At 70.4% G+C, this 18,821-nt stretch carries 16 protein-coding genes, 4 tRNA genes and 1 pseudogene; 17 read left to right on the forward strand and 4 right to left on the reverse strand.

The features are described from left to right. Positions 1–115: 115 nt before the first annotated feature. The 6 genes from BN1197_RS14140 (at position 116) to BN1197_RS14165 (ending at position 1,637) form a co-directional block, all read left to right on the forward strand. A tRNA-Gly gene (locus BN1197_RS14140) sits at positions 116–188 on the forward strand. Between the two features lie 43 nt (positions 189–231). Beyond that, positions 232–302: transfer RNA gene (locus BN1197_RS14145), tRNA-Cys, on the forward strand. 26 nt (positions 303–328) lie between these two features. Beyond that, a tRNA-Val gene (locus tag BN1197_RS14150) sits at positions 329–403 on the forward strand. Positions 404–639: 236 nt separating this feature from the next. After that, positions 640–855, forward strand: a complete 216-nt coding sequence (locus BN1197_RS14155) for a hypothetical protein (RefSeq protein WP_040160742.1) — start codon at positions 640–642, stop codon at positions 853–855. Positions 856–987: 132 nt separating this feature from the next. After that, positions 988–1,494, forward strand: coding sequence for a TIGR02611 family protein (locus tag BN1197_RS14160; RefSeq protein WP_052466767.1), 507 nt, complete (start codon positions 988–990; stop codon positions 1,492–1,494). A 69-nt stretch (positions 1,495–1,563) separates the two neighbouring features. Continuing rightward, a tRNA-Val gene (locus BN1197_RS14165) sits at positions 1,564–1,637 on the forward strand. A gap of 175 nt (positions 1,638–1,812) precedes the next feature. Here the strand turns inward: BN1197_RS14165 and BN1197_RS14170 are convergent. Beyond that, positions 1,813–2,646 carry a putative RNA methyltransferase gene (locus BN1197_RS14170; RefSeq protein ID WP_040160744.1) on the reverse strand — a complete coding sequence of 278 codons (834 nt, stop codon included), beginning with the start codon at positions 2,644–2,646 and terminating at the stop codon, positions 1,813–1,815. Positions 2,647–2,748: 102 nt separating this feature from the next. Here BN1197_RS14170 and BN1197_RS14175 point away from each other — a divergent pair, with 102 nt between their 5' ends. After that, entirely contained in the window at positions 2,749–3,102 is a 354-nt protein-coding gene (locus tag BN1197_RS14175; protein WP_040160746.1) for an MOSC domain-containing protein, read from the forward strand. Between the two features lie 154 nt (positions 3,103–3,256). Continuing rightward, on the forward strand, positions 3,257–5,314 hold the full coding sequence (gene thrS, locus BN1197_RS14180; protein ID WP_040160748.1) for a threonine--tRNA ligase: 2,058 nt from the start codon (positions 3,257–3,259) through the stop codon (positions 5,312–5,314). A gap of 137 nt (positions 5,315–5,451) precedes the next feature. Here the strand turns inward: thrS and phoA are convergent, their stop codons facing one another. Continuing rightward, positions 5,452–6,906 carry an alkaline phosphatase gene (gene phoA, locus BN1197_RS14185; protein WP_040160750.1) on the reverse strand — a complete coding sequence of 485 codons (1,455 nt, stop codon included), beginning with the start codon at positions 6,904–6,906 and terminating at the stop codon, positions 5,452–5,454. 289 nt (positions 6,907–7,195) lie between these two features. On the opposite strand from phoA, the gene BN1197_RS14190 reads away from it, so the two are divergent. Further along, entirely contained in the window at positions 7,196–7,684 is a 489-nt protein-coding gene (locus tag BN1197_RS14190) for a GNAT family N-acetyltransferase (RefSeq protein WP_052466768.1), read from the forward strand. On the opposite strand, the gene BN1197_RS14195 is transcribed toward BN1197_RS14190, so the two are convergent. After that, positions 7,674–9,341, reverse strand: coding sequence for an acetate--CoA ligase (locus tag BN1197_RS14195; protein ID WP_052466769.1), 1,668 nt, complete (start codon positions 9,339–9,341; stop codon positions 7,674–7,676). The genes BN1197_RS14190 and BN1197_RS14195 overlap by 11 nt on opposite strands. Before the next feature lie 96 nt (positions 9,342–9,437). Between BN1197_RS14195 and BN1197_RS14200 the strand changes: the two genes are divergently transcribed. After that, entirely contained in the window at positions 9,438–10,028 is a 591-nt protein-coding gene (locus BN1197_RS14200; RefSeq protein ID WP_040160752.1) for an HIT family protein, read from the forward strand. A gap of 110 nt (positions 10,029–10,138) precedes the next feature. On the opposite strand, the gene BN1197_RS14205 is transcribed toward BN1197_RS14200, so the two are convergent. After that, on the reverse strand, positions 10,139–12,247 hold the full coding sequence (locus BN1197_RS14205; RefSeq protein WP_040160754.1) for an elongation factor G-like protein EF-G2: 2,109 nt from the start codon (positions 12,245–12,247) through the stop codon (positions 10,139–10,141). A 154-nt stretch (positions 12,248–12,401) separates the two neighbouring features. Here BN1197_RS14205 and pgsA point away from each other — a divergent pair, with 154 nt between their 5' ends. From pgsA to ruvC, 7 genes and pseudogenes are all read left to right on the forward strand, one after another. After that, positions 12,402–13,016 carry a phosphatidylinositol phosphate synthase gene (gene pgsA / locus BN1197_RS14210; protein ID WP_040161429.1) on the forward strand — a complete coding sequence of 205 codons (615 nt, stop codon included), beginning with the start codon at positions 12,402–12,404 and terminating at the stop codon, positions 13,014–13,016. Positions 13,017–13,109: 93 nt separating this feature from the next. Continuing rightward, the gene (gene pdxS / locus BN1197_RS14215) at positions 13,110–14,051 is read left to right on the forward strand and encodes a pyridoxal 5'-phosphate synthase lyase subunit PdxS (protein ID WP_040160756.1); all 942 of its coding nucleotides are present in this window, start codon (positions 13,110–13,112) and stop codon (positions 14,049–14,051) included. A 120-nt stretch (positions 14,052–14,171) separates the two neighbouring features. Beyond that, positions 14,172–14,507 (forward strand): hypothetical protein, encoded by a 336-nt coding sequence (locus BN1197_RS14220; RefSeq protein ID WP_040160758.1) that lies wholly within the window; start codon positions 14,172–14,174, stop codon positions 14,505–14,507. Between the two features lie 208 nt (positions 14,508–14,715). Next, complete coding sequence (locus BN1197_RS14225) at positions 14,716–16,194, forward strand: amino acid permease (RefSeq protein WP_245851953.1); 1,479 nt, start codon at positions 14,716–14,718, stop codon at positions 16,192–16,194. Between the two features lie 119 nt (positions 16,195–16,313). Continuing rightward, entirely contained in the window at positions 16,314–16,916 is a 603-nt protein-coding gene (gene pdxT, locus BN1197_RS14230) for a pyridoxal 5'-phosphate synthase glutaminase subunit PdxT (protein WP_040160760.1), read from the forward strand. 241 nt (positions 16,917–17,157) lie between these two features. Continuing rightward, positions 17,158–17,925, forward strand: a complete 768-nt coding sequence (locus BN1197_RS14235; protein ID WP_040160762.1) for a YebC/PmpR family DNA-binding transcriptional regulator — start codon at positions 17,158–17,160, stop codon at positions 17,923–17,925. A gap of 207 nt (positions 17,926–18,132) precedes the next feature. Further along, positions 18,133–18,616 (forward strand): annotated as a pseudogene (gene ruvC, locus BN1197_RS17890) (crossover junction endodeoxyribonuclease RuvC); the annotation flags it as partial. Between the last annotated feature and the right edge of the window lie 205 nt (positions 18,617–18,821).

An 18,821-nucleotide genomic window follows, 5' to 3' on the forward strand; every position in this document is an offset into this window, starting at 1 on the left:
GACACCCGGGGGCGGCCTCGGTTGGACTCCGGCCGCCGGAATCGGTTACTGTCGTCCAGCACCGCAAGAGTGGGGATCGGCCGAACGGCAGGTCACCGACCTGGCGGAATCGCATGCGGACGTGGCTCAGTTGGTAGAGCATCACCTTGCCAAGGTGAGGGTCGCGGGTTCGAGTCCCGTCGTCCGCTCGGAGGATCGCCTCCCTCGAGAAGGCAGTCATTCAGCCTCCGTGGTGGAGTGGCCGAGAGGCGAGGCAACGGCCTGCAAAGCCGTGTACACGGGTTCAAATCCCGTCTCCACCTCTCAGAAGCACCTCAGGCGCTTCTTCGGGCGATTGGCGCAGCGGTAGCGCGCTTCCTTGACACGGAAGAGGTCACTGGTTCAAACCCAGTATCGCCCACCACGCAAAAGACCCCCCTGTTCGTACCGAGCAGGGGTCTTTTCGTGCGCCCGCGTGGCCGCGCAGCCTCGTGGCCGGGTCGACTTTGCGCATCAGCTTACGCCAGGGCCCTTCCCGCCGACAGGAGGGGGGCCCTGCGGCCGCACCACCACCTTCTGCTTGACCTCTGCATCACCACCTTCTGCATCACCGCCACCTTCTGCTTCACCACAACATCGCACCCAGGAGTTGATACCCCCATGAGCGTCATGGCCCCGGTCGGAACGCGCCTGTACAGCGTTCTGCTCACCTCGCACGACGACCGGCCGGGCACGTGGCTGACCGTTGCGGCCGACGACGTGGTCGAGGCGATGCGTCGGGCGCGAGAACGCTCCTGGTGGGGTGGGGACGCTCCCGAGTGGGCCGAGACGAGCCGGGTGTCGGCGGTGGAGTGTCTCGGACTCGCCTGGCACTGAACGCAGGGCCCTTCGGGCTCACCCGCGTGGCCCCGGACGTACACGTTCCGATCGCGACGACGGGAACCTCATCGGTCATGATGTCGTTCATCATGGACGTGGCGACGGCCACGACACGATCTGGGGGGTGACATGACCGCGACCGATTCCGGATGCGCCGGCAGCGAATGCCCGACCGCGCCCGAGCGGGAGCGCGTCGACCCCGGTCGTCGTGGCGGGGCCCACGCTCACGGGCTCAAGCGTCCGCGGGACTGGGAGTGGCGCAGACGGATCCGCTCCAACCCGCAGTCGCGGCGCATCTACCGCACGATCATCGCGACGCTGGGGCTCGTCATCGTCCTGGTCGGCCTCGTCGCGGTGCCGTTGCCCGGGCCGGGTTGGCTCATCGTCTTCATCGGCGTGAGCATCTGGGCCTCGGAGTTCCACTGGGCGCGCAGGCTGCACGAGTACGGCGTGGGCAAGGTGCGCGAATGGGACGCCTGGGTGCGCCGCAGGTCGTTCGCGGTGCGGGCCGGTCTCGCGGTGTTGACGTGCGTCTTCGTCAACGCGTTCCTCTGGGGCATGCTCAAGCTCACGGGCGTCCCGGGCTGGGTCCCGGACCAGGTCACGGAGTGGATGCACACCTACCTCGCCCTGTAGACCGCCCGTGCGGCGCAGCCGAGTTGGAGCCCGCCGCGAAGCACGGGTATGGTTGCCTCTCGGTTCCCCGGACGTATAGCTCAGTTGGTTAGAGCGTTCGCTTCACACGCGAGAGGCCGCAGGTTCGAGTCCTGCTACGTCCACCCCACATTCGACGCGCTCCGCACCTGCGGGGCGCGTCGTCGTTTCCCCGGCCTTCCCAGGCGCCCGCGATGTCGGTCACGCAGCTCCCGACGCTCGACGCAGCGCGAGAGATCCCCGCCTCAAGGGTGGTGAGGCCTGGTTGTCGAGGTTGCCCGGCGCCCTGAGGCGTGTCGGTCAGGGCCGGACGAACGCGGCAACGTCGACGCTGAGGGTGACGTCGGTCGTCGACTCGGACGCGGCCAGATGCTCCAGGGCTGCGGCGGCCACATGGTGTGCCGCCGGGCCCATCCGTGCGAGCGATGCCGCGGTGGCCCCGTCCACGCTCAAGGTCTCGCGCACGCAGCGGGCCGGTCCCTGAGCGAAGCCGGCGAAGGTCGCGGCGAGCCGCTCGGCCTTGCGCGGGTCGACCTGTGGCATGCCGAGCGCGGCGACGAGTTCCCCGAGGTGCTCGGGCCTGGGCGTGACCAGGACGACCGCGCCGCCGGGGGCGAGGACGCGCGCGAACTCCTCGGCGTTGCGGGGTGCGAACACGTCGAGCACGAGGGCGATGGCACCGGCGCGTACCGGCAGGCCCGCCCACACGTCCCCCACGAGCGAGGCGAGGCGTGGGTGTGCGCGCGCCGCGCGTCGGGCGGCGTACGCCGAGAGGTCGAGGGCCACGCCTGCACGATTGGGCAGCGTCTCCAGCACCGCGGCGGTGTAGTACCCGGTGCCGGCCCCCACGTCGAGGACGCCACCGGCGGGCAGGTCGAGAGCGTGGACGACTCTCGTCAGCGCGTCGGCCAAGGGGGAGTACAGCCCCGAGTCGAGCAACGCGTTCCGGGCGGCGACCATCGCGGCGTCGTCGGCCGCGGCGCCGGGGGGCCGGCTCAGGAGGTTGACGTAGCCCTGCTTCGCGACATCGAAACTGTGGCCGGTCGCGCAGCGCAGGGTCCGGTCTGCGACGGTGACGTCGGCGGCGCATCGGGGACACCGCAGGAGCGGGGCGGCGTCGAGGAGCGCGGACATGCGCTCAGGGTACGGGCGGCCGTTCGAGGCTCCCGCGTCGGTGACGAGGTCGGTCGCTCGACTCGCTACCGCAGGGCGGGGCCGGTTTGGCAGAGTACGTCCATGGATCTCCTGCGACCGGTCATCGGCGGCACCGTGCTCTCCCTCGCCGTGTACCCCGAGAAGGACGCCCCGGGGCGTTCGCTTGCCGAGGCCAGGGTCGATGTCGAGGGGCTCGACGGCGATCGACGCAAGAAGCGGCCGGTCCACGTCGTCGGCCGCGAGAACGACCCCGACGTGACGAGGGCGAACATCTTCCTCGACGTCTCGGACGAGGATCTGCAGCAGCTCGTCGGCGAGGAGTTGCACGTCGGCCGCGTGTTGCTGCGGGTCACCGAGCTGCCCAAGAACTGTCCCGGCGTGTACGCCGACGTGCTGCGCACGGGCACGGTGAGCGTGGGCGACCACATCGGCTGAGCCCTCCGACGCAACACACGCGCTCGCATCGCCCGACACCCGGAAAACCCCGGTGAGGCGACACGGGTGGGGCGATTACCCTGGAAAGGCGGCCCGCTTCGGGCCCGCGACGCCGCGTGCGTGGCGAATCCACCCTTTCGACAGGAGTACTGACGTGTCAGCCGAGATCACCGTGTCCGTCGCCGGGAGCGAGCGATCGGTGCCGGCGGGCACGACGGCCGCCGACCTGTTCGAGGACGACAAGCGCATCGTCGTGGCCCGCGTCGGCGGCGAGCTCAAGGACCTCAGCTACGAGCTCGCCCAGGGCGACACGGTCGAGGGCGTCGACATCGCCGAGCCCGACGGTCTCGACGTGCTCCGTCACTCGTGCACCCACGTCATGGCCCAGGCCGTGCAACAGCTGTGGCCCGAGGCCAAGCTCGGCATCGGCCCGTACATCCGCGACGGGTTCTACTACGACTTCGACGTGCCCGAGGCGTTCACCCCCGAGGACCTCAAGAAGCTCGAGAAGACGATGCAGCGCATCGTCAACGAGGGTCAGCGCTTCGAACGCCGGGTCGTCTCGGCCGACGAGGCGCTCGCCGAGCTCAAGGACGAGCCGTACAAGTGCGAGCTCATCGGCCTCGCCCACGGTCCGGGCAGCGGGGCGAGCGAGGACGCCCTCGACCAGCGCGCCGAGGGGGCCTCGGTCGAGGTCGGCGGCGGCGAGATCACGATCTACGACAACGTGCGCCGCGACGGCTCCGTGGCCTGGGGCGACCTGTGCCGGGGGCCGCACATCCCCACCACGAAGCTCATCGCCAACGGCTTCAAGGTCATGCGCAGTGCCGCCGCGTACTGGCGTGGCAACCAGGACAACGCGCAGCTGCAGCGCGTCTACGGCACCGCGTGGGCGAGCAAGGACGACCTCAAGGCCTACCTCACGCGCCTGGAGGAGGCCGAGAAGCGGGACCACCGCAAGCTCGGCACCGAACTCGACCTGTACTCCTTCCCCGACGAGCTCGGGTCGGGCCTGCCGGTGTTCCACCCCAACGGCGGCATCATCAAGCGCGAGATGGAGGACTACGTCCGCGCACGGCACATCGAGGAGGGGTTCCAGTACGTCGGCACCCCGCACATCAGCAAGGACGGGCTGTTCCACACCTCGGGCCACCTGCCGTACTACGCCGAGACGATGTTCCCGCCGCTGCACGTCGACGCCGAGTACGACGAGGACGGGGAGGTGCTCAAGCCGGGTCAGGACTACCGCCTCAAGGCGATGAACTGCCCGATGCACAACCTCATCTTCCGCTCGCGCGGACGCTCCTACCGAGAGCTGCCGATGCGGCTGTTCGAGTTCGGCAGCGTGTACCGGTACGAGAAGTCCGGCGTCATCCACGGCCTGACCCGTCTTCGGGGGTTCACGCAGGACGACAGCCACTCCTACGTCATGCCCGAGCAGGCCGATGACGAGATCAAGCACCTGCTGGGCTTCGTGCTCTCGCTGCTGCGCGACTTCGGCCTCGACGACTTCTACCTCGAGCTCTCGACGCGCGATCCCGACAGCTCGAAGTTCATCGGCTCCGACGAGGACTGGGAGATGGCGACCCGCATCCTCGAGGAGGCGTGCACCTCGACCGGGCTCGAGCTCGTGCCGGACCCGGGTGGTGCCGCCTACTACGGTCCGAAGGTCTCGGTGCAGGCGCGCGACGCGATCGGGCGCACGTGGCAGATGAGCACGATCCAGTACGACTTCAACCAGCCCGAGCGGTTCGAGCTCGAGTACCAGGCGCCCGACGGCTCCCGGCAGCGGCCGGTGATGATCCACGCGGCGAAGTTCGGCTCGATCGAGCGGTTCATGGGCGTGCTCGTCGAGCACTACGCCGGGGCGTTCCCGGTGTGGCTCTCGCCGGTGCAGGTGACGGCCGTGCCCGTCGCCGAGGAGTACAACGAGTACCTCTTCGACGTCGCCGACCGGCTCAAGGCCGCGGGCGTGCGCGTCGAGGTCGACATCTCCGACGACCGGTTCCCCAAGAAGATCCGCAACGCGAGCAAGTCCAAGGTGCCGTACGTGCTCATCGCCGGTGAGGACGATCGGGCCGCCGGGGCGGTCTCGTTCCGCTACCGCGACGGCAGCCAGCGCAACGGCGTCCCGATCGAGGAGGCCGTCTCCGAGATCGTCGCGGCGATCGAGTCCAAGGCGCAGGTGACGACGGCACCAGCCGAGGCCTGAGGGTCGCCGTCTCGGCGAAGGCGGGCCTGAGTGGGGGCTCGCCGAACGGCCCCCCCGCCTGCGAACGAAGAACGGGGCCCGCCTGGTGCGGGCCCCGTTCTCCGTGGGGTCGCCGATGCGACCCCGACGTCCTGTGGTCAGTGCTTGCGGTAGGCGTTCATGCCGTCGCGAACGGTGAAGAAGAGGTCCGTCTGGTCGATGAGGCCGGCGACCTGCGCGGCGCCGGGGCCGTAGGCGGCGACGGGGATCTGAGCGCCGGTGTGCTGCTGGCTGCCCCCGAGCGGGGCTGTGCCGTAGGTGACGATCATGTCCGCGCCGTCGTGGGTCTGCAGGCGCGCGTCGAGACCGGGGGTGGCGCCGTCGACGATCTGGCTCGTGTGGGCGTGGTCGGCGGTGACGATGACGAGCGTGTTGCCGTCCTTCTTGGCGAAGTCGAGGGCGGCGGCGACGGCGTCGTCGATCTGAGCGGTCTCACCGATCTGACCGCAGGCGTCCGCCGCGTGGTCCTTCTTGTCGATCGAGGCCGACTCGACCTGGAGGAGGAAGCCCTTCTTCTGGCCCGCCCGGCTCTTGGAGAGCACATCGATCGCCTTGCCGGTCATGTCGCCCAGCGTCGGGACCTTCTCGAAGTCCTTGTTGGCCTGGCACTGCACGGCAGCCTTCTCGGCACCGCCCTTGCTGGCGACGAGGGAGGCGAACTTGACCGGCATGTTGCCCTCGGAGAACAGGCCGAGAACCGGGTGGCGCTGGTCGGCCGAGCCGATCTTGGCGAGGTCCTCCTTCTTGGTGAGGTAGGTGAAGCCGCGCTTGCGGGCCTGGTCGGCGAGCGTCATGTCCTTGTACGGGCCCGCCTTGGCCTTCTGCGAGAAGGTCTTGGAGCCGCCACCGAAGGTGAGGTCGGGACGGGTCTCGAGGAGCTGCTCGGAGATCGAGCCCTTGCCGCCGTTCTCGAGAGCGGCCTCGGGGCAGGAGGCCGACGTCTCGTTCGGCCCGTAGCACTTGCGCAGCGAGATGTTCGCGACCTGCACGGCAGGCGTGGCGTCCTGGATCTCGGAGGTCGTGACGTTGCCGGTGGCGCGGCCGGAGCGCTTGGCGAGCTGGAGCATCGTCGGGCGGGCGGTGCCGTGGCGGTCGACCGAGACGGCGTTGTCGTACGTCTTCACGCCGGTGGCCCACGCGCTGCCGGTCGCGGCGGAGTCGGGCGTGTAGTCCGGCTTGCCGGTCTTGCGGTCCACGCTGTAGTGGGTCATCTGGCCCGTGATGGGCAGGGCGTCGAGGCCGCGCAGCTGGCCGCCGGCGCCGACGAGGTAGTTGCGTCCGATGGTGATCTCGGAGGCGCCCATGCCGTCACCGATGATGAGGATGACGTTCGTCGCGCCGGCCGGCTTGAGGGCCGAGGCGATGGTGGCGCGCTGGTCGCCGTCCACGCGACGGGCGCCGCCGTACGTGTCGACCGCGCCTGCGGCAGCGCGGTCGAGGGTGGGGGACGGGCGGCGGTCGTGACCGCCGGCGAAGCCGGTCGCGGTGGTCGCGCCGATGATGGCGAGGGAGGCGACGGCGGTCGCCACGGTGACAGTGCGCTTGATGGCCATGATCGAACTCCTCGAGGGGTGAAGAAGGAAGGCAGCACACGGCCCCCCGCCGCTACCGAGCCCGGTGGAGTGCGGTCGGGCTGCCGCGAATCACGGTGCTCCTCCAAGGCGGTCGGACACCTGACCAACAGATGAACAGATATATGCAATCCGGCGAATGTATCCTCCGTCGGGAACTCTCGCGGGACGCGCCGTCGGACCACCTGCGTGCGGCACTCCCCGTCGACGTGAGGGATCTGGTCGACCGCGCCGGCCGTGAACCGAGGCGCTCGGGTGTCACACTGCCGTCATGGCCGGTTTGAAGGGGCTGTCGTTCCAGCTCACGCGCGTGGCGCGGGCGGAGGCCGACGACGCCTTCCGCCTGGCGGCCCTCGAGATCGCGTACAACCGTGAACTCGGCCGGCGCCCGGAGGAGGGGTTCCTCGACCGGTTCACCGACGCCTGGCTGCGCGAGCGCGACCGTTACCCGAGCTGGATCGCCTCGACCGTCGACGGTAATCCGCTCGGGGCGTGCACGATCGCGCTCATGCGGGCGTTGCCTCGCCCCGGTCGGATTCCGCGCTCCTGGGGACACATGACCAATCTCTACGTCCGCCCGGAGGCTCGCGGGCTCGGGCTCGCCACTCGGCTCGTCGAGGAGGCCCTGCACTGGAGCGACTCCGCCGAGTTGCTCTGGGTACAGCTCATGACGAGCGACGACGCGCAGCCGCTGCTGCGGCGACACGGGTTCACGGACTGCGGGGACCGTCTGCTGCGGCGCGATCGCCTCACGGGGTGAGGGGCTCGCCTGCCGATCCGCGGTGTGCCGGCAGCTCGCGTCGCTGCAGTTTGCCGTTGCGGGTGCGGGGGAGGGAATCGAGGACGACCACCTCCCGCGGTCGCTTGTAGGCGGCGAGCTCGATCGCCGCAGTGTCGACGATCTCGCGGACGGCGGCGGCGTCGATCCCCGGGTCGGGAACGACGAACGCGGCGACGACGTGGACGTCGGGGCGCACCTCCATGGCCGTGACCGCCACCTCGGCGATTCCCTCGGCCGCACCGAGCACCGTCTCGACCTCGTCGGGGGAGATCCGATAACCCCCTGCCGTGATGACGTCGTCGGCGCGCCCGTGGTAGGTGACGTAGCCGTCGGGATCCAGGCTCACCAGGTCGCTGGTGACGAACCAGTCACCACGAAAAGGGCTGTCCTGCGGCCGGTTCCAGTAGCCGAGCATGAGGCCGGGGTCGTCTCGACGTACCGCGAGCCGGCCGATCTCACCCGGTCCGGCCTCCTCGCCCATCGCGTCGAGGACGGCGATGTGGCGACCTGGCTGCGCCCGGCCCGGCGAGCCCGGTCGGACCGGCACGCTCGGCGAACTCGAGACGAACGTCGAGATCTCGCTCATGCCGAGCGCCTCGTAGAGCGGGGTTCCGGTCGCGGCCTCCCACGCCTCACGGGTGCTCTGCGGGAGGGCCTCACCGGCGACGAGCCCGTGGCGCAGGGTTCTGCGGAGCCGGGCCAACGGTTCGGCCTCGGTCGCGAGGATCTGGCGGTAGACGCCGGGAACGGCGGCGAACATCGTCACCCCCGCGGCCTCGATGAGACGCGGCCACACCCGTCGGTCGCGCTCACCGGTGTAGACGACGGCGCAGGCGCCGTTCGCCCAGGGATCGGTGAGGCCGACCCCGAGCGTGTACGTCCAGTTGAAGGCTCCGGCGTGGAGTACGACGTCGTCGGCCGTGATGCCGTACCAGCCGTCGTACATCGGCCGCCGTCCCCACGCCGAGCGGTGCGCGTGGAGGACGCCCTTGGGCCGGCTCGTCGTGCCCGAGGTGTAGACGAGGAACGCCGGATCCTCGGCCGCGGTGTCGGCGAACTCGGCCCGCGCCGACGACGCCCGCCAGGCGGTGATGTCGTCGGGGGTGAAGCGACGCAGGGCGGGTATCCCCGCGTCGGGCAGTCCTCGTCCGGCGCCGTGGATGAGGGCCCGAGCGCGGGAGTCCTCGAGGAGGAAGGTCGCCTCGCCGTCCGTGAGCTGGTCCGAGGACGGCAGTGACACGAGTCCTGCGGCCATCGCCCCGAAGTGCGCGAGGGCGTAGTCCGTCGTGTTCCCGAGGCGGATCATCACCCGATCGCCGCGTTCCAGCCCCGCGGCGAGCAGACCGGCGGCGACGGCCCGCACCGCGTCGTCGAGATCCCCAAAGCTCCATCGTTCGACCGTCTCGGCCGCCTCGACCGCCTCGACCGCAGGTGCGTGGGTGGCAGCGCGGTCCGAAGCGGACTCCAGCGCGGCGATCCCCGCCGGACCGTGGACGACGACGAGGGCGGTGCGTGCCGCGCCGGGCGGATCTGCCGCGGCCGCCAGGCAGTACCGGGCGAGGTTGAAGCGGGCGGGAACCGCGGCCACGTCGCCGCACGCGGACCGCGGGCCGGGGGAGGAGTCGTCGTGCGCCATGCCCCCTAGTCAAGCGCAGCGCCGCGGTGACGCCGCGCACCCGGGGCGGTGTCCGGGCTGCGGCCCACGCATGCCCCGACGGCCTAGGATCGGCTCATGCAGACGCCCGAGGCACCCGAGGAAGCCAGCAAGTTCGCGCGTGTCAAGGACGGCTTTCAGCGGCTGTGGACCCCGCACCGCATGGCCTACATCCGCGGCGAGGGCAAGCCGAGCGGCAAGCCCGGGCCCAAGAGCAAGGCCGACCGGCCGCAGTGCCCGTTCTGCACGGCGCCCGAGGGCACGGACGCCGAGGGTCTCATCGTCCACCGCGGGCGCACCTGCTACGTCGTGCTCAACCTCTTTCCGTACAACCCCGGCCACATGCTCGTCTGTCCCTACCGTCACGTGCCGCGCTACCTCGACCTCACCGACGAGGAGACGAGTGAGTTCACCGCTCTCACCAAGGACGCGCTCCGGGCCGTCGAGGCCGCCTCGCAGCCGATGGGGTTCAACGTCGGCATGAACCAGGGCGCGGTCGCGGGTGCCGGCGTGGAGGCCCACCTGCACCAGCATGTCGTCCCTCGCTGGGGCGGCGACATGAACTTCCTGCCGATCATCGCCCAGACGAAGGCCCTGCCCAGCCTGCTGGAGGACACGCGGCAGGAGCTCGTCGACGCCTGGCCCACCCCCTCCGGCGCGGGCGACTGACGCGACCGCGGCCAGGGCAGAGCAGTCGAGGCCTGGGTTCACCGCCGGACCATGCGACGACGCGGCCCCTCGCCGGTGCGAAGGACCGCGTCGGTCGGACGAGCGTCGGATCAACTCGCGGTCGCGAGTTCGGCGACGAGGTGGGTCGGCATGAGTTCGTAGCCGATCATCTCGCGTTCGAACGAACCTGCGCCCTGGGTCAGCGAGCGCAGTTCGACCGCGTAGCGCGTGAGCTCGACCTGCGGCACCTCGGCCTTGACGACGGTGAAGCCCTCCTGCCCGGCCTGGTCGCTGCCGAGGATGCGTCCACGTCGGCCGCTGACGTCGGTCATCACCGCGCCGAGGTGATCGTCGGGCACGGTGACCGTGAGCAGGTCGATCGGTTCGAGCAGCGCCGTCGTCCCCGCCTGCGCGGCGGCCTCCTTGAGGGCGAGGGCACCCGCCATCTGGAACGCCGCGTCCGAGGAGTCGACCGAGTGCGCCTTGCCGTCGAAGAGGGTGACCCGCACGTCGACCATCGGGTATCCCGCGACGATGCCCTTCTCCAGTTGGGCGCGCACACCCTTCTCGACGCTCGGGATGAACTGCCGCGGCACCGAGCCGCCCACGACCTTGTCGACGAACTCGAACCCGCCGCCGCGCTCGAGAGGCTCGATCGTCAGGTCGCAGATCGCGTACTGCCCGTGACCACCGCTCTGCTTGACGTGTCGGCCCTTGGCGGTCGCCGGACCGACGAACGTCTCGCGCAGCGCGATCCGCAGGGGGACGACCTCGACGCTCACGTCGAGTTCCTCGGCGAGGCGGCCGAGAACGAGATCGAGATGGGTCTGGCCCATGGTCCACAACACGACCTGGGAGGTCTCGGCGTTGTGCTCGACCCGCAGGGCGGGATCGGTGGCGGCGAGGCGCTGCAGGGCTCCCGGCAGCTTGTCCTCGTCGGCTCGGGTGGCGGCCTTGACCGCGGTGGGCAGCAGCGCCTCCGGCATGGTCCACGGTTCGACGACCACCGGGCGGTCCTTGGCGCTGATCGTGTCGGAGGTCGCCGCGCTCGGCAGCTTCTGGACGACGACGATCTGACCGGCGATCGCGCTCGCCGTCGGTCGGAGCGTGTCGCCGAGCGGGGAGGCGAGCGGCCCGACCCGGACATCGTCGTCGTGGTCGGGGTGGCCGGCGACCTCGTGGCCGGTGAAGCTGCCGAGATGCCCGGAGACGTGGACGACGTCGTCCTGGCGCATCGTGCCCGCGAAGATGCGGACGAGGGCGACGTGGCCGACGTAGGCGTCGGTCGTCGTGCGCACGACCTCGGCGACGAGTGGGGCGTCGGCGCTCACCTCGATCGTCGGCGCATCGGCGCCCGCGATCGTGTAGGCCTTGGGCCGGTGCGCTCCCGTGGGCGGCGGGAACGCCGCCCCGATGAGGTGCAGGAGCACGTCGATCCCCGCGCCCGTGGTGACGCTCACCGGAACGACCGGGTGGAACGAGCCGCGTGCCACGGCCGTCAGCAGCGCGTCCTCGACGACCTCGAAGCCGATCTCCTCGCCCCCGAGGTACCGGTCGAGCAGGGTGTCGTCCTCGGCCTCGGTGATGATGCCCTCGAGCAGCGGGGCGTGATAGGCGTCGAAGAAGCCGATGTGCTCCTCGCCGGTGGGTCGCACGACCCGGTCGGCGCCGGTGTAGTCGTGCACCTCGCCGAGGACGAGGTCGACGATGTTCTCCAGCGCGTTGTCGGCGCCGAGGACGGGCACGCCGAGCGGCATGACCCCCTCGCCGAAGGCGACCTGGCAGTCGGCGATCGCCGACTCGAAGTCGGCGTTCGGTGTGTCGAGCTTGGTGAGCACGACCGCCAGCGGCGCCCCGACCTGCTTGCACTCGTGCCACAGGGTGCGCGTCGCAGCGTCGACGCCCTCGGCCGCCGAGATGACGAACACCGCGGCGTCCGCCGCGCGCAGCCCCGCGCGCAGCTCACCGACGAAGTCGGGGTAACCGGGGGTGTCGATGAGGTTCACCACCAGATCGCCGCTCGTCACCGACGCCACCTCGAGGGCGGTCGACCGGCTGCCGTCACGCGCCGGGGGACGGTACCCGGGCGTGGTCGTCGCGACCAGATGATCGAAGAGGCGGGTCTTGCCCGACCCGCTCGGTCCGACGAGCACGACGTTGCGCAGGGCCTCGGGTGAGGTGACGACGGGGGATCCGGTGGTGTGGTCTTGTCTGCCCATAGCTCACTGTGCGCCTCGACCGAAGGGGTCGGGCAGGACCTTGGTCACGACCGATGTTCGTCCCGGTCAGGCCCCCCGACCACCCCAGAGGTCCCGTCGCCGCGACACGCGTGGAAACGCCCGCGTCATGGCGAGCGGTTACTCTGACGCCACCATGCTGAGCCGATTCGCGCAGGCCTTCGTCCGCCGCCTCCTCACCCCGCTCGCCCAGGCATTGCTCAAGATCGGTGTCGGACCCGACACCGTCACCATCGTCGGCACCATCGGCGTCGTCGCCGGAGCGCTGCTCTTCTACCCGCGAGGCGAGCTCTTCTGGGGCACGATCGTCGTCACGGTCTTCGTGTTCTCCGACACCCTCGACGGCACCATGGCCCGCATCTCCGGACGCACGAGTCCGTGGGGCGCGTTCCTCGACTCCACCCTCGACCGGCTCGGCGACGGCGCGGTGTTCGGCGGCCTCCTGCTCTACTTCGCCGGGCACCACGACGGCATCCTCACCGCCTGGTTCGCGCTCGCCTGCCTCGTGTTCGGCTTCCTCGTCAGTTACGCCCGCGCCCGCGCCGAAGGGCTCGGCTTCGAGGCCAAAGGCGGGATCGCCGAGCGCGCCGACCGCCTCGTCGTCGTCCTCGTCGCCACGGGGCTGACCGGCCTGTTCGACTGGCCCGACACGGTGCTCACCGTCGTCCTCGCCATCCTCGCCGCGGCCAGCGCGATCACCGTGGTCCAGCGCATGTGGGCCGTCAAACAGCAGGCCCTCCCGCGTTCCTGATACCGCACCTGAGCGACCGGTCCCCGCACGTAGAATGACGCGGCCGGGCGCACGAACCGCGCCGGCCATCCCGACGTACGAAGTGAGTTTTCCGTGACCTCAGTCGACAACCGCGACGCCGACCCCACCACCCCCGACACCGCCGCGGCCGGTTCCGCCACCGGCACCGCACGGGTCAAGCGCGGTATGGCCGAGATGCTCAAGGGCGGCGTCATCATGGACGTCGTCACCCCCGAGCAGGCCAAGATCGCCGAGGACGCCGGCGCCGTCGCGGTCATGGCGCTCGAGCGGGTGCCCGCCGACATCCGCGCCCAGGGCGGCGTCTCCCGCATGAGCGACCCCGACATGATCGACGGCATCATCGAGGCCGTCTCGATCCCGGTCATGGCGAAGGCCCGCATCGGTCACTTCGTCGAGGCGCAGGTGCTGCAGAGCCTCGGTGTCGACTACATCGACGAGTCCGAGGTGCTCACGCCCGCCGACTACAGCAACCACATCGACAAGTGGCAGTTCACGGTGCCGTTCGTCTGCGGTGCCACCAACCTCGGCGAGGCCCTGCGCCGCATCACCGAGGGCGCGGCGATGATCCGCTCGAAGGGCGAGGCCGGCACCGGCGACGTCTCCAACGCCACCACCCACATGCGCAAGATCCGCGCCGAGATCAACCGGCTGCGCGCGATGGAGCCCGACGAGCTCTACGTCGCCGCCAAGGAGCTCCAGGCCCCCTACGACCTCGTCAAGGAGGTCGCCGAGGCCGGCAAACTGCCCGTCGTCCTGTTCACCGCGGGCGGCATCGCCACCCCGGCCGACGCCGCGATGATGCGCCAGCTCGGCGCCGAGGGTGTCTTCGTCGGCTCCGGCATCTTCAAGTCCGGCAACCCGGCGCAGCGTGCCGCCGCCATCGTCAAGGCCACGACGTTCTTCGACGACCCCGACACCATCGCCGAGGTCAGCCGCGGCCTGGGCGAGGCCATGGTCGGCATCAACGTCGACGACATCCCCGTGCCCCACCGTCTCGCCGAGCGCGGCTGGTAATCCACGCGAGCACGACCGGTCGCCGGTCGGTCGTTCCGGTCTCGGGACGAGCCGCCGCCGGGCGAACACCGGTTGTGCGTCCGGGCTCGTGGTGTGGGTCATATCTGCCGATGGGCGGGTATGACCCACATCGCCGTCTCCGGCCACGACCGGTTCGAGTACCAAGAGATGATCGTCGGCATCGCGCACCGCCGCAGCGGCCCCACCTACTTTCGCCGGGTGACCACCCGGGCCGGGCACAGCCTGCAGATCGGTGAGGTCAACTCGCCGATGAGTGCCCTCAACGAGATGGGTGACGAGGGCTGGGAGGTCGTCCGCGAACAGCCGGTCGTCCACGAACAGCACCCGTGGGTCGTCGCCGAGTTGCAGGAGGCCGACTCCGACGTCGTCAGCGTCTCCGGCTCCCGGGAGTACCTGTTGGTGCGGCGACTGTCGGGGGAGCGCCGCACCGAGTAACAGGGCGTAGCACCGAGTAACAGGGAGTAGCGCGAGGTAGCCCGGGGCCTCTGGGAGCCGGGCGGCGCCGGCCGCGGGGAACGATCCGTTCGGGTGAATTCCGGCGTCCCAGATTCGAGATCCAATTTCGTCGGGAGGCGTGGCTTCGGGTATTTCGGCGGGATTACCGTCAGGGCACTCGAATTCTGGATCCACGATGAGGTGCTCCATGGTCGCTCCCGCCACGCCCACACCCGCCGGACACGAACACATCGGCGACGGTGGACTTCACGTCACCGACGCAGGAGACGCGGGCTATCACAAGACCCTGACCAACCGTCAGGTGCAGATGATCGCCATCGGCGGGGCCATCGGGGTCGGCCTCTTCCTCGGCGCCGGTGGGCGACTCGCCACGGCGGGGCCCTCCCTCATCCTCTCGTACGTCTTCTGCGGTGTCGTGGCGTTCTTCCTCATGCGCGCACTCGGTGAACTCGTCATGTACCGCCGATCCTCGGGCTCGTTCGTCTCCTACGCCCGCGAGTTCTACGGCGACAAATGGGCCTACGCCGCGGGCTGGATGTACATGCTCAACTGGATGATGACGGGTATCGCCGAGATCACCGCCATCGCCACCTATGTCTCCAAATGGCTGCCTCACCTGCCGCAATGGATTCCCGCTCTCGTGGCGTTGGCGATCGTGCTCGTCGTCAACCTCCTGTCGGCCAAGGCGTTCGGTGAGCTGGAGTTCTGGGCGGCACTGCTCAAGGTCTTCGCGATCTGTGCGTTCATCGTCGTCGCGCTCGTGCTCATCGTCATCGGCGCGCAGGTGGGGGGCCACACCGCGGGTCTGCACAACCTCACCTACCCCGACGGGTTCTTCCCCCACGGCGACGTGCTCGCGTTCGTCCTCGTCATGCAGGGCGTCGTCTTCGCCTACTCGACGATCGAGCTCGTCGGTACCGCCGCCGGTGAGACCGCCGACGCCGAGCGCGTCATCCCCAGGGCCATCCGCGCCGTCGTCTACCGCATCGCGTTCTTCTACGTGGGCTCGATCTTCCTGCTCGCCTGCCTGCTGCCGTACACGTCGTACAAGGCCGGTGAGAGCCCGTTCGTCACCGCGTTCGGCGCCATGGGCGTTCCGTGGATCGGTGACGCGATGAACCTCGTCGTCATCACCGCCGCGCTGTCGTCGTGCAACTCCGGCCTCTACTCCACCGGGCGCATTCTGCGCTCGCTGTCGATGGCGGGGGAGGCGCCGAAGTTCACCCGCGCCCTCACCAAGGGCGGTGTGCCCGCCGGCGGCATCCTGCTCACCTCGTTCGTCTACTTCCTCGGCGTGCTGCTCAACATGGTCCTGCCCCAGCAGGCCTTCGAGATCGCGGTCGCGACCGCAGCCGTGGGCATCGTCTGGACCTGGGGGACGATCTTCGCCTGCCAGATCGCCCTGCGACGGCGGATCGACGCCGGCATCGTCGCGCCGACGAGCTTCCCGATGCCCGGGGCCCCGTTCACGGCGTGGTTCGGCCTCGTCTCGCTCGCCGGGATCGTCGTCATCATGGTGCTCTCACCGGGCCCGGGCGGGTTCCAACTCAAGGTGCTCGCGGCCGCCGCGTTGTTCATGATCGTCGTCGCCGCCTGCTGGCCGTTCGTCGCCCGCAACAAGGCCGCCCACCCGGCCCTGCAGCACGCGCAGGACCTCGAGTTCTGACATCGAGGCCGCCCGTCGGGTGCCGGGGCCGGCACAGCGCCCTGCCTCCGGCCACGCCTCGGGTCCGTCGCGGCCGCCCGGCCACGGCCGGCTCGACGCCGGGGCCTACCATCTGCGACGTGACAGACCGACCCACCATCGGCGTGCTCGCCGTGCAGGGGGACGTGCGCGAACACGCCGCCGCCCTCACCGAGTGCGGCGCACGCACCGTTCTCGTCCGGCGCCCCGGGGAACTCGACGCGCTCGACGGCATCGTCCTGCCCGGCGGCGAGTCGACGACGATCGACAAGCTCCTGCGGGCGTTCGACCTGTTCGAGCCTCTGCGGGCGGCCATCGCCGAGGGGTTGCCCGTCTACGGCTCGTGCGCCGGGATGATCCTGCTCGCCGACCGGCTCGTGGAGGCCCACCGCGGGCAGCGGACTCTCGGCGGCATCGACATGCGCGTGCGACGCAACGCCTTCGGCAGGCAGGTCGACTCGTTCGAGGCCGACCTCGACGTCGCCGACGCGGGGTTCGACGCACCGCTGCGGGCGGTGTTCATCAGGGCGCCCTGGGTCGAGGAGGTCGGTGACTCGGTCGAGGTGCTCGCCTCGGTCGAGATCGACGGCGTCGAACGACCCGTCGCGGTGCGCCAGGGGGCTGCGCTCGCGACGTCGTTCCACCCGGAGGTGACCGGTGACCTGCGTGTCCACGAGATGTTCCTGCGGATGGCCCGCGGCTGACCGGTGACCCCGGTCGGCCGCTCGCCACGGGGGCTCGTCCCGCGCTCGTCTCGGGTTCGCGCCGGGCCGGAACGTGCCGGTTTCCCCGGTACGTGTGCCGAGCCGTAGGATTCGACAAGGCCTTTTCGATGTGTGCCCGGGATCGGCCCCGGGCCCCGGCGTCCCCCTGCCGAGCGCGGGGGTCGATGCCGCAGGTACGCGAGACGAAGGCCGGCAGGCGCCGGCAGTCAGGAGATGCACGATGAGCGGTCACTCCAAGTGGGCGACGACGAAGCACAAGAAGGCGGCCATCGACGCCAAGCGCGGCAAGCTCTTCGCCAAGCTCATCAAGAACATCGAGGTCGCCGCGCGCACCGGCGGAGGTGACCCGGCAGGAAACCCGACGCTGTACGACGCGATCCAGAAGGCGAAGAAGTCGTCGGTGCCCAACGACAACATCGATCGCGCCGTCAAGCGCGGCTCGGGAGCCGAGGGCGGCGGGGCCGACTGGCAGACGATCATGTACGAGGGCTATGCACCCGGTGGCGTCGCGGTGCTCATCGAGTGCCTCACCGACAACCGCAACCGCGCGGCCACCGAGGTGCGGGTCGCGCTCACCCGCAACGGCGGCAGCCTCGCCGACCCGGGCTCGGTGAGCTACCTGTTCAACCGCCGCGGCGTGGTCATGGTGCCCAAGGCGCAGAAGGACGGGGAGACCACCGAGGACGCGCTGCTCGAGATCGTCCTCGACGCCGGCGCCGAGGAGGTCGAGGACTACGGCGATGCGTTCCGCATCGAGTCCGAGGCGAGCGACTTCGTCGCGGTCCGTACGGCGCTCGTCGGCGCGGGCATCGACTACGACTCCGCCGAGGCCGAGTTCGTCCCCAGCATGGAGATCCCCCTCGACGCCGAGGGCGCGCGCAAGATGATGCGCGTCATCGACGCCCTCGAGGACAGCGACGACGTGCAGAACGTCTACGCCAACGGTGACGTCTCCGACGAGGTCGCCGCCGAGCTCGGCGAGGACTGAGACCCGCGCCGAGACAGCCGCCGTTTCCGGCCACGGGCATCCGCGTTCGTCGCGGATGCCGGGTAGGGCCGGAATCGGCGGCTGTCTCGGCGCGTGGGGGCGGGTGTGGCGGTGCAGGCTCGTGACCGGGGCACGCCGTACAGTGGCGATCGAACAGTTGTCCGTCGATCGATCCGGCCGTGGCGTGCGGCGAGTGAGGGGCGCACCATGCGGGTGTTGGGCGTGGACCCCGGTCTGACGCGGTGCGGTCTCGGGGTCGTCGACGGGGGAGTCGGGCGGCCGTTGCGCATGGTCGCCGTGGGGGTGATACGAACTCCGACCGGGGAGGCGGTGCCGCAGCGGCTGCTCGCTCTGCAGGCCGAGCTCGAGCGGTGGGTGGAGCGGTACGAGCCCGACGCGATCGCCGTCGAACGCGTCTTCGCCCGGCACGACGTCAGCACGATCATGGGCACGGCCCAGGCCAGCGCGATCCCCATGCTCGCCGCCGCCGCTCGCGGGCTGCCGCTCGCGATGCACACTCCGAGCGAGGTGAAGGCCGCGGTCACCGGCAACGGCCGGGCCGACAAGGCGCAGGTCACCGCCATGATCAGCCGCATCCTGCGCCTCGCCGACCCCCCGAAGCCGGCCGATGCCGCCGACGCGCTCGCCCTTGCCGTCTGCCACGTCTGGCGCGGCGGCGCGCAGTCGCGCATCGACGAGGCGGTCGCCGCATCCGGGGGTCCGCGATCGGCTCGCGCCGCCCAGCTGGCCCGCCGGCAGGCGGCGCAACGTCAGGAGGCCGAACGCCAGGCGGCTCGGCAGCGGGCCGCGATCCGGGAGGCGGCGCAGCGACAGCAGGCCGGAGCCTCCGGTCAGGCAGGTCAGGCCGGTCAGGCAGGTCGGGCAGGTCAGGCCGG

This window comes from Mobilicoccus massiliensis, assembly GCF_000826525.2.
GTDB classification, from domain to species: domain Bacteria; phylum Actinomycetota; class Actinomycetes; order Actinomycetales; family Dermatophilaceae; genus Mobilicoccus; species Mobilicoccus massiliensis.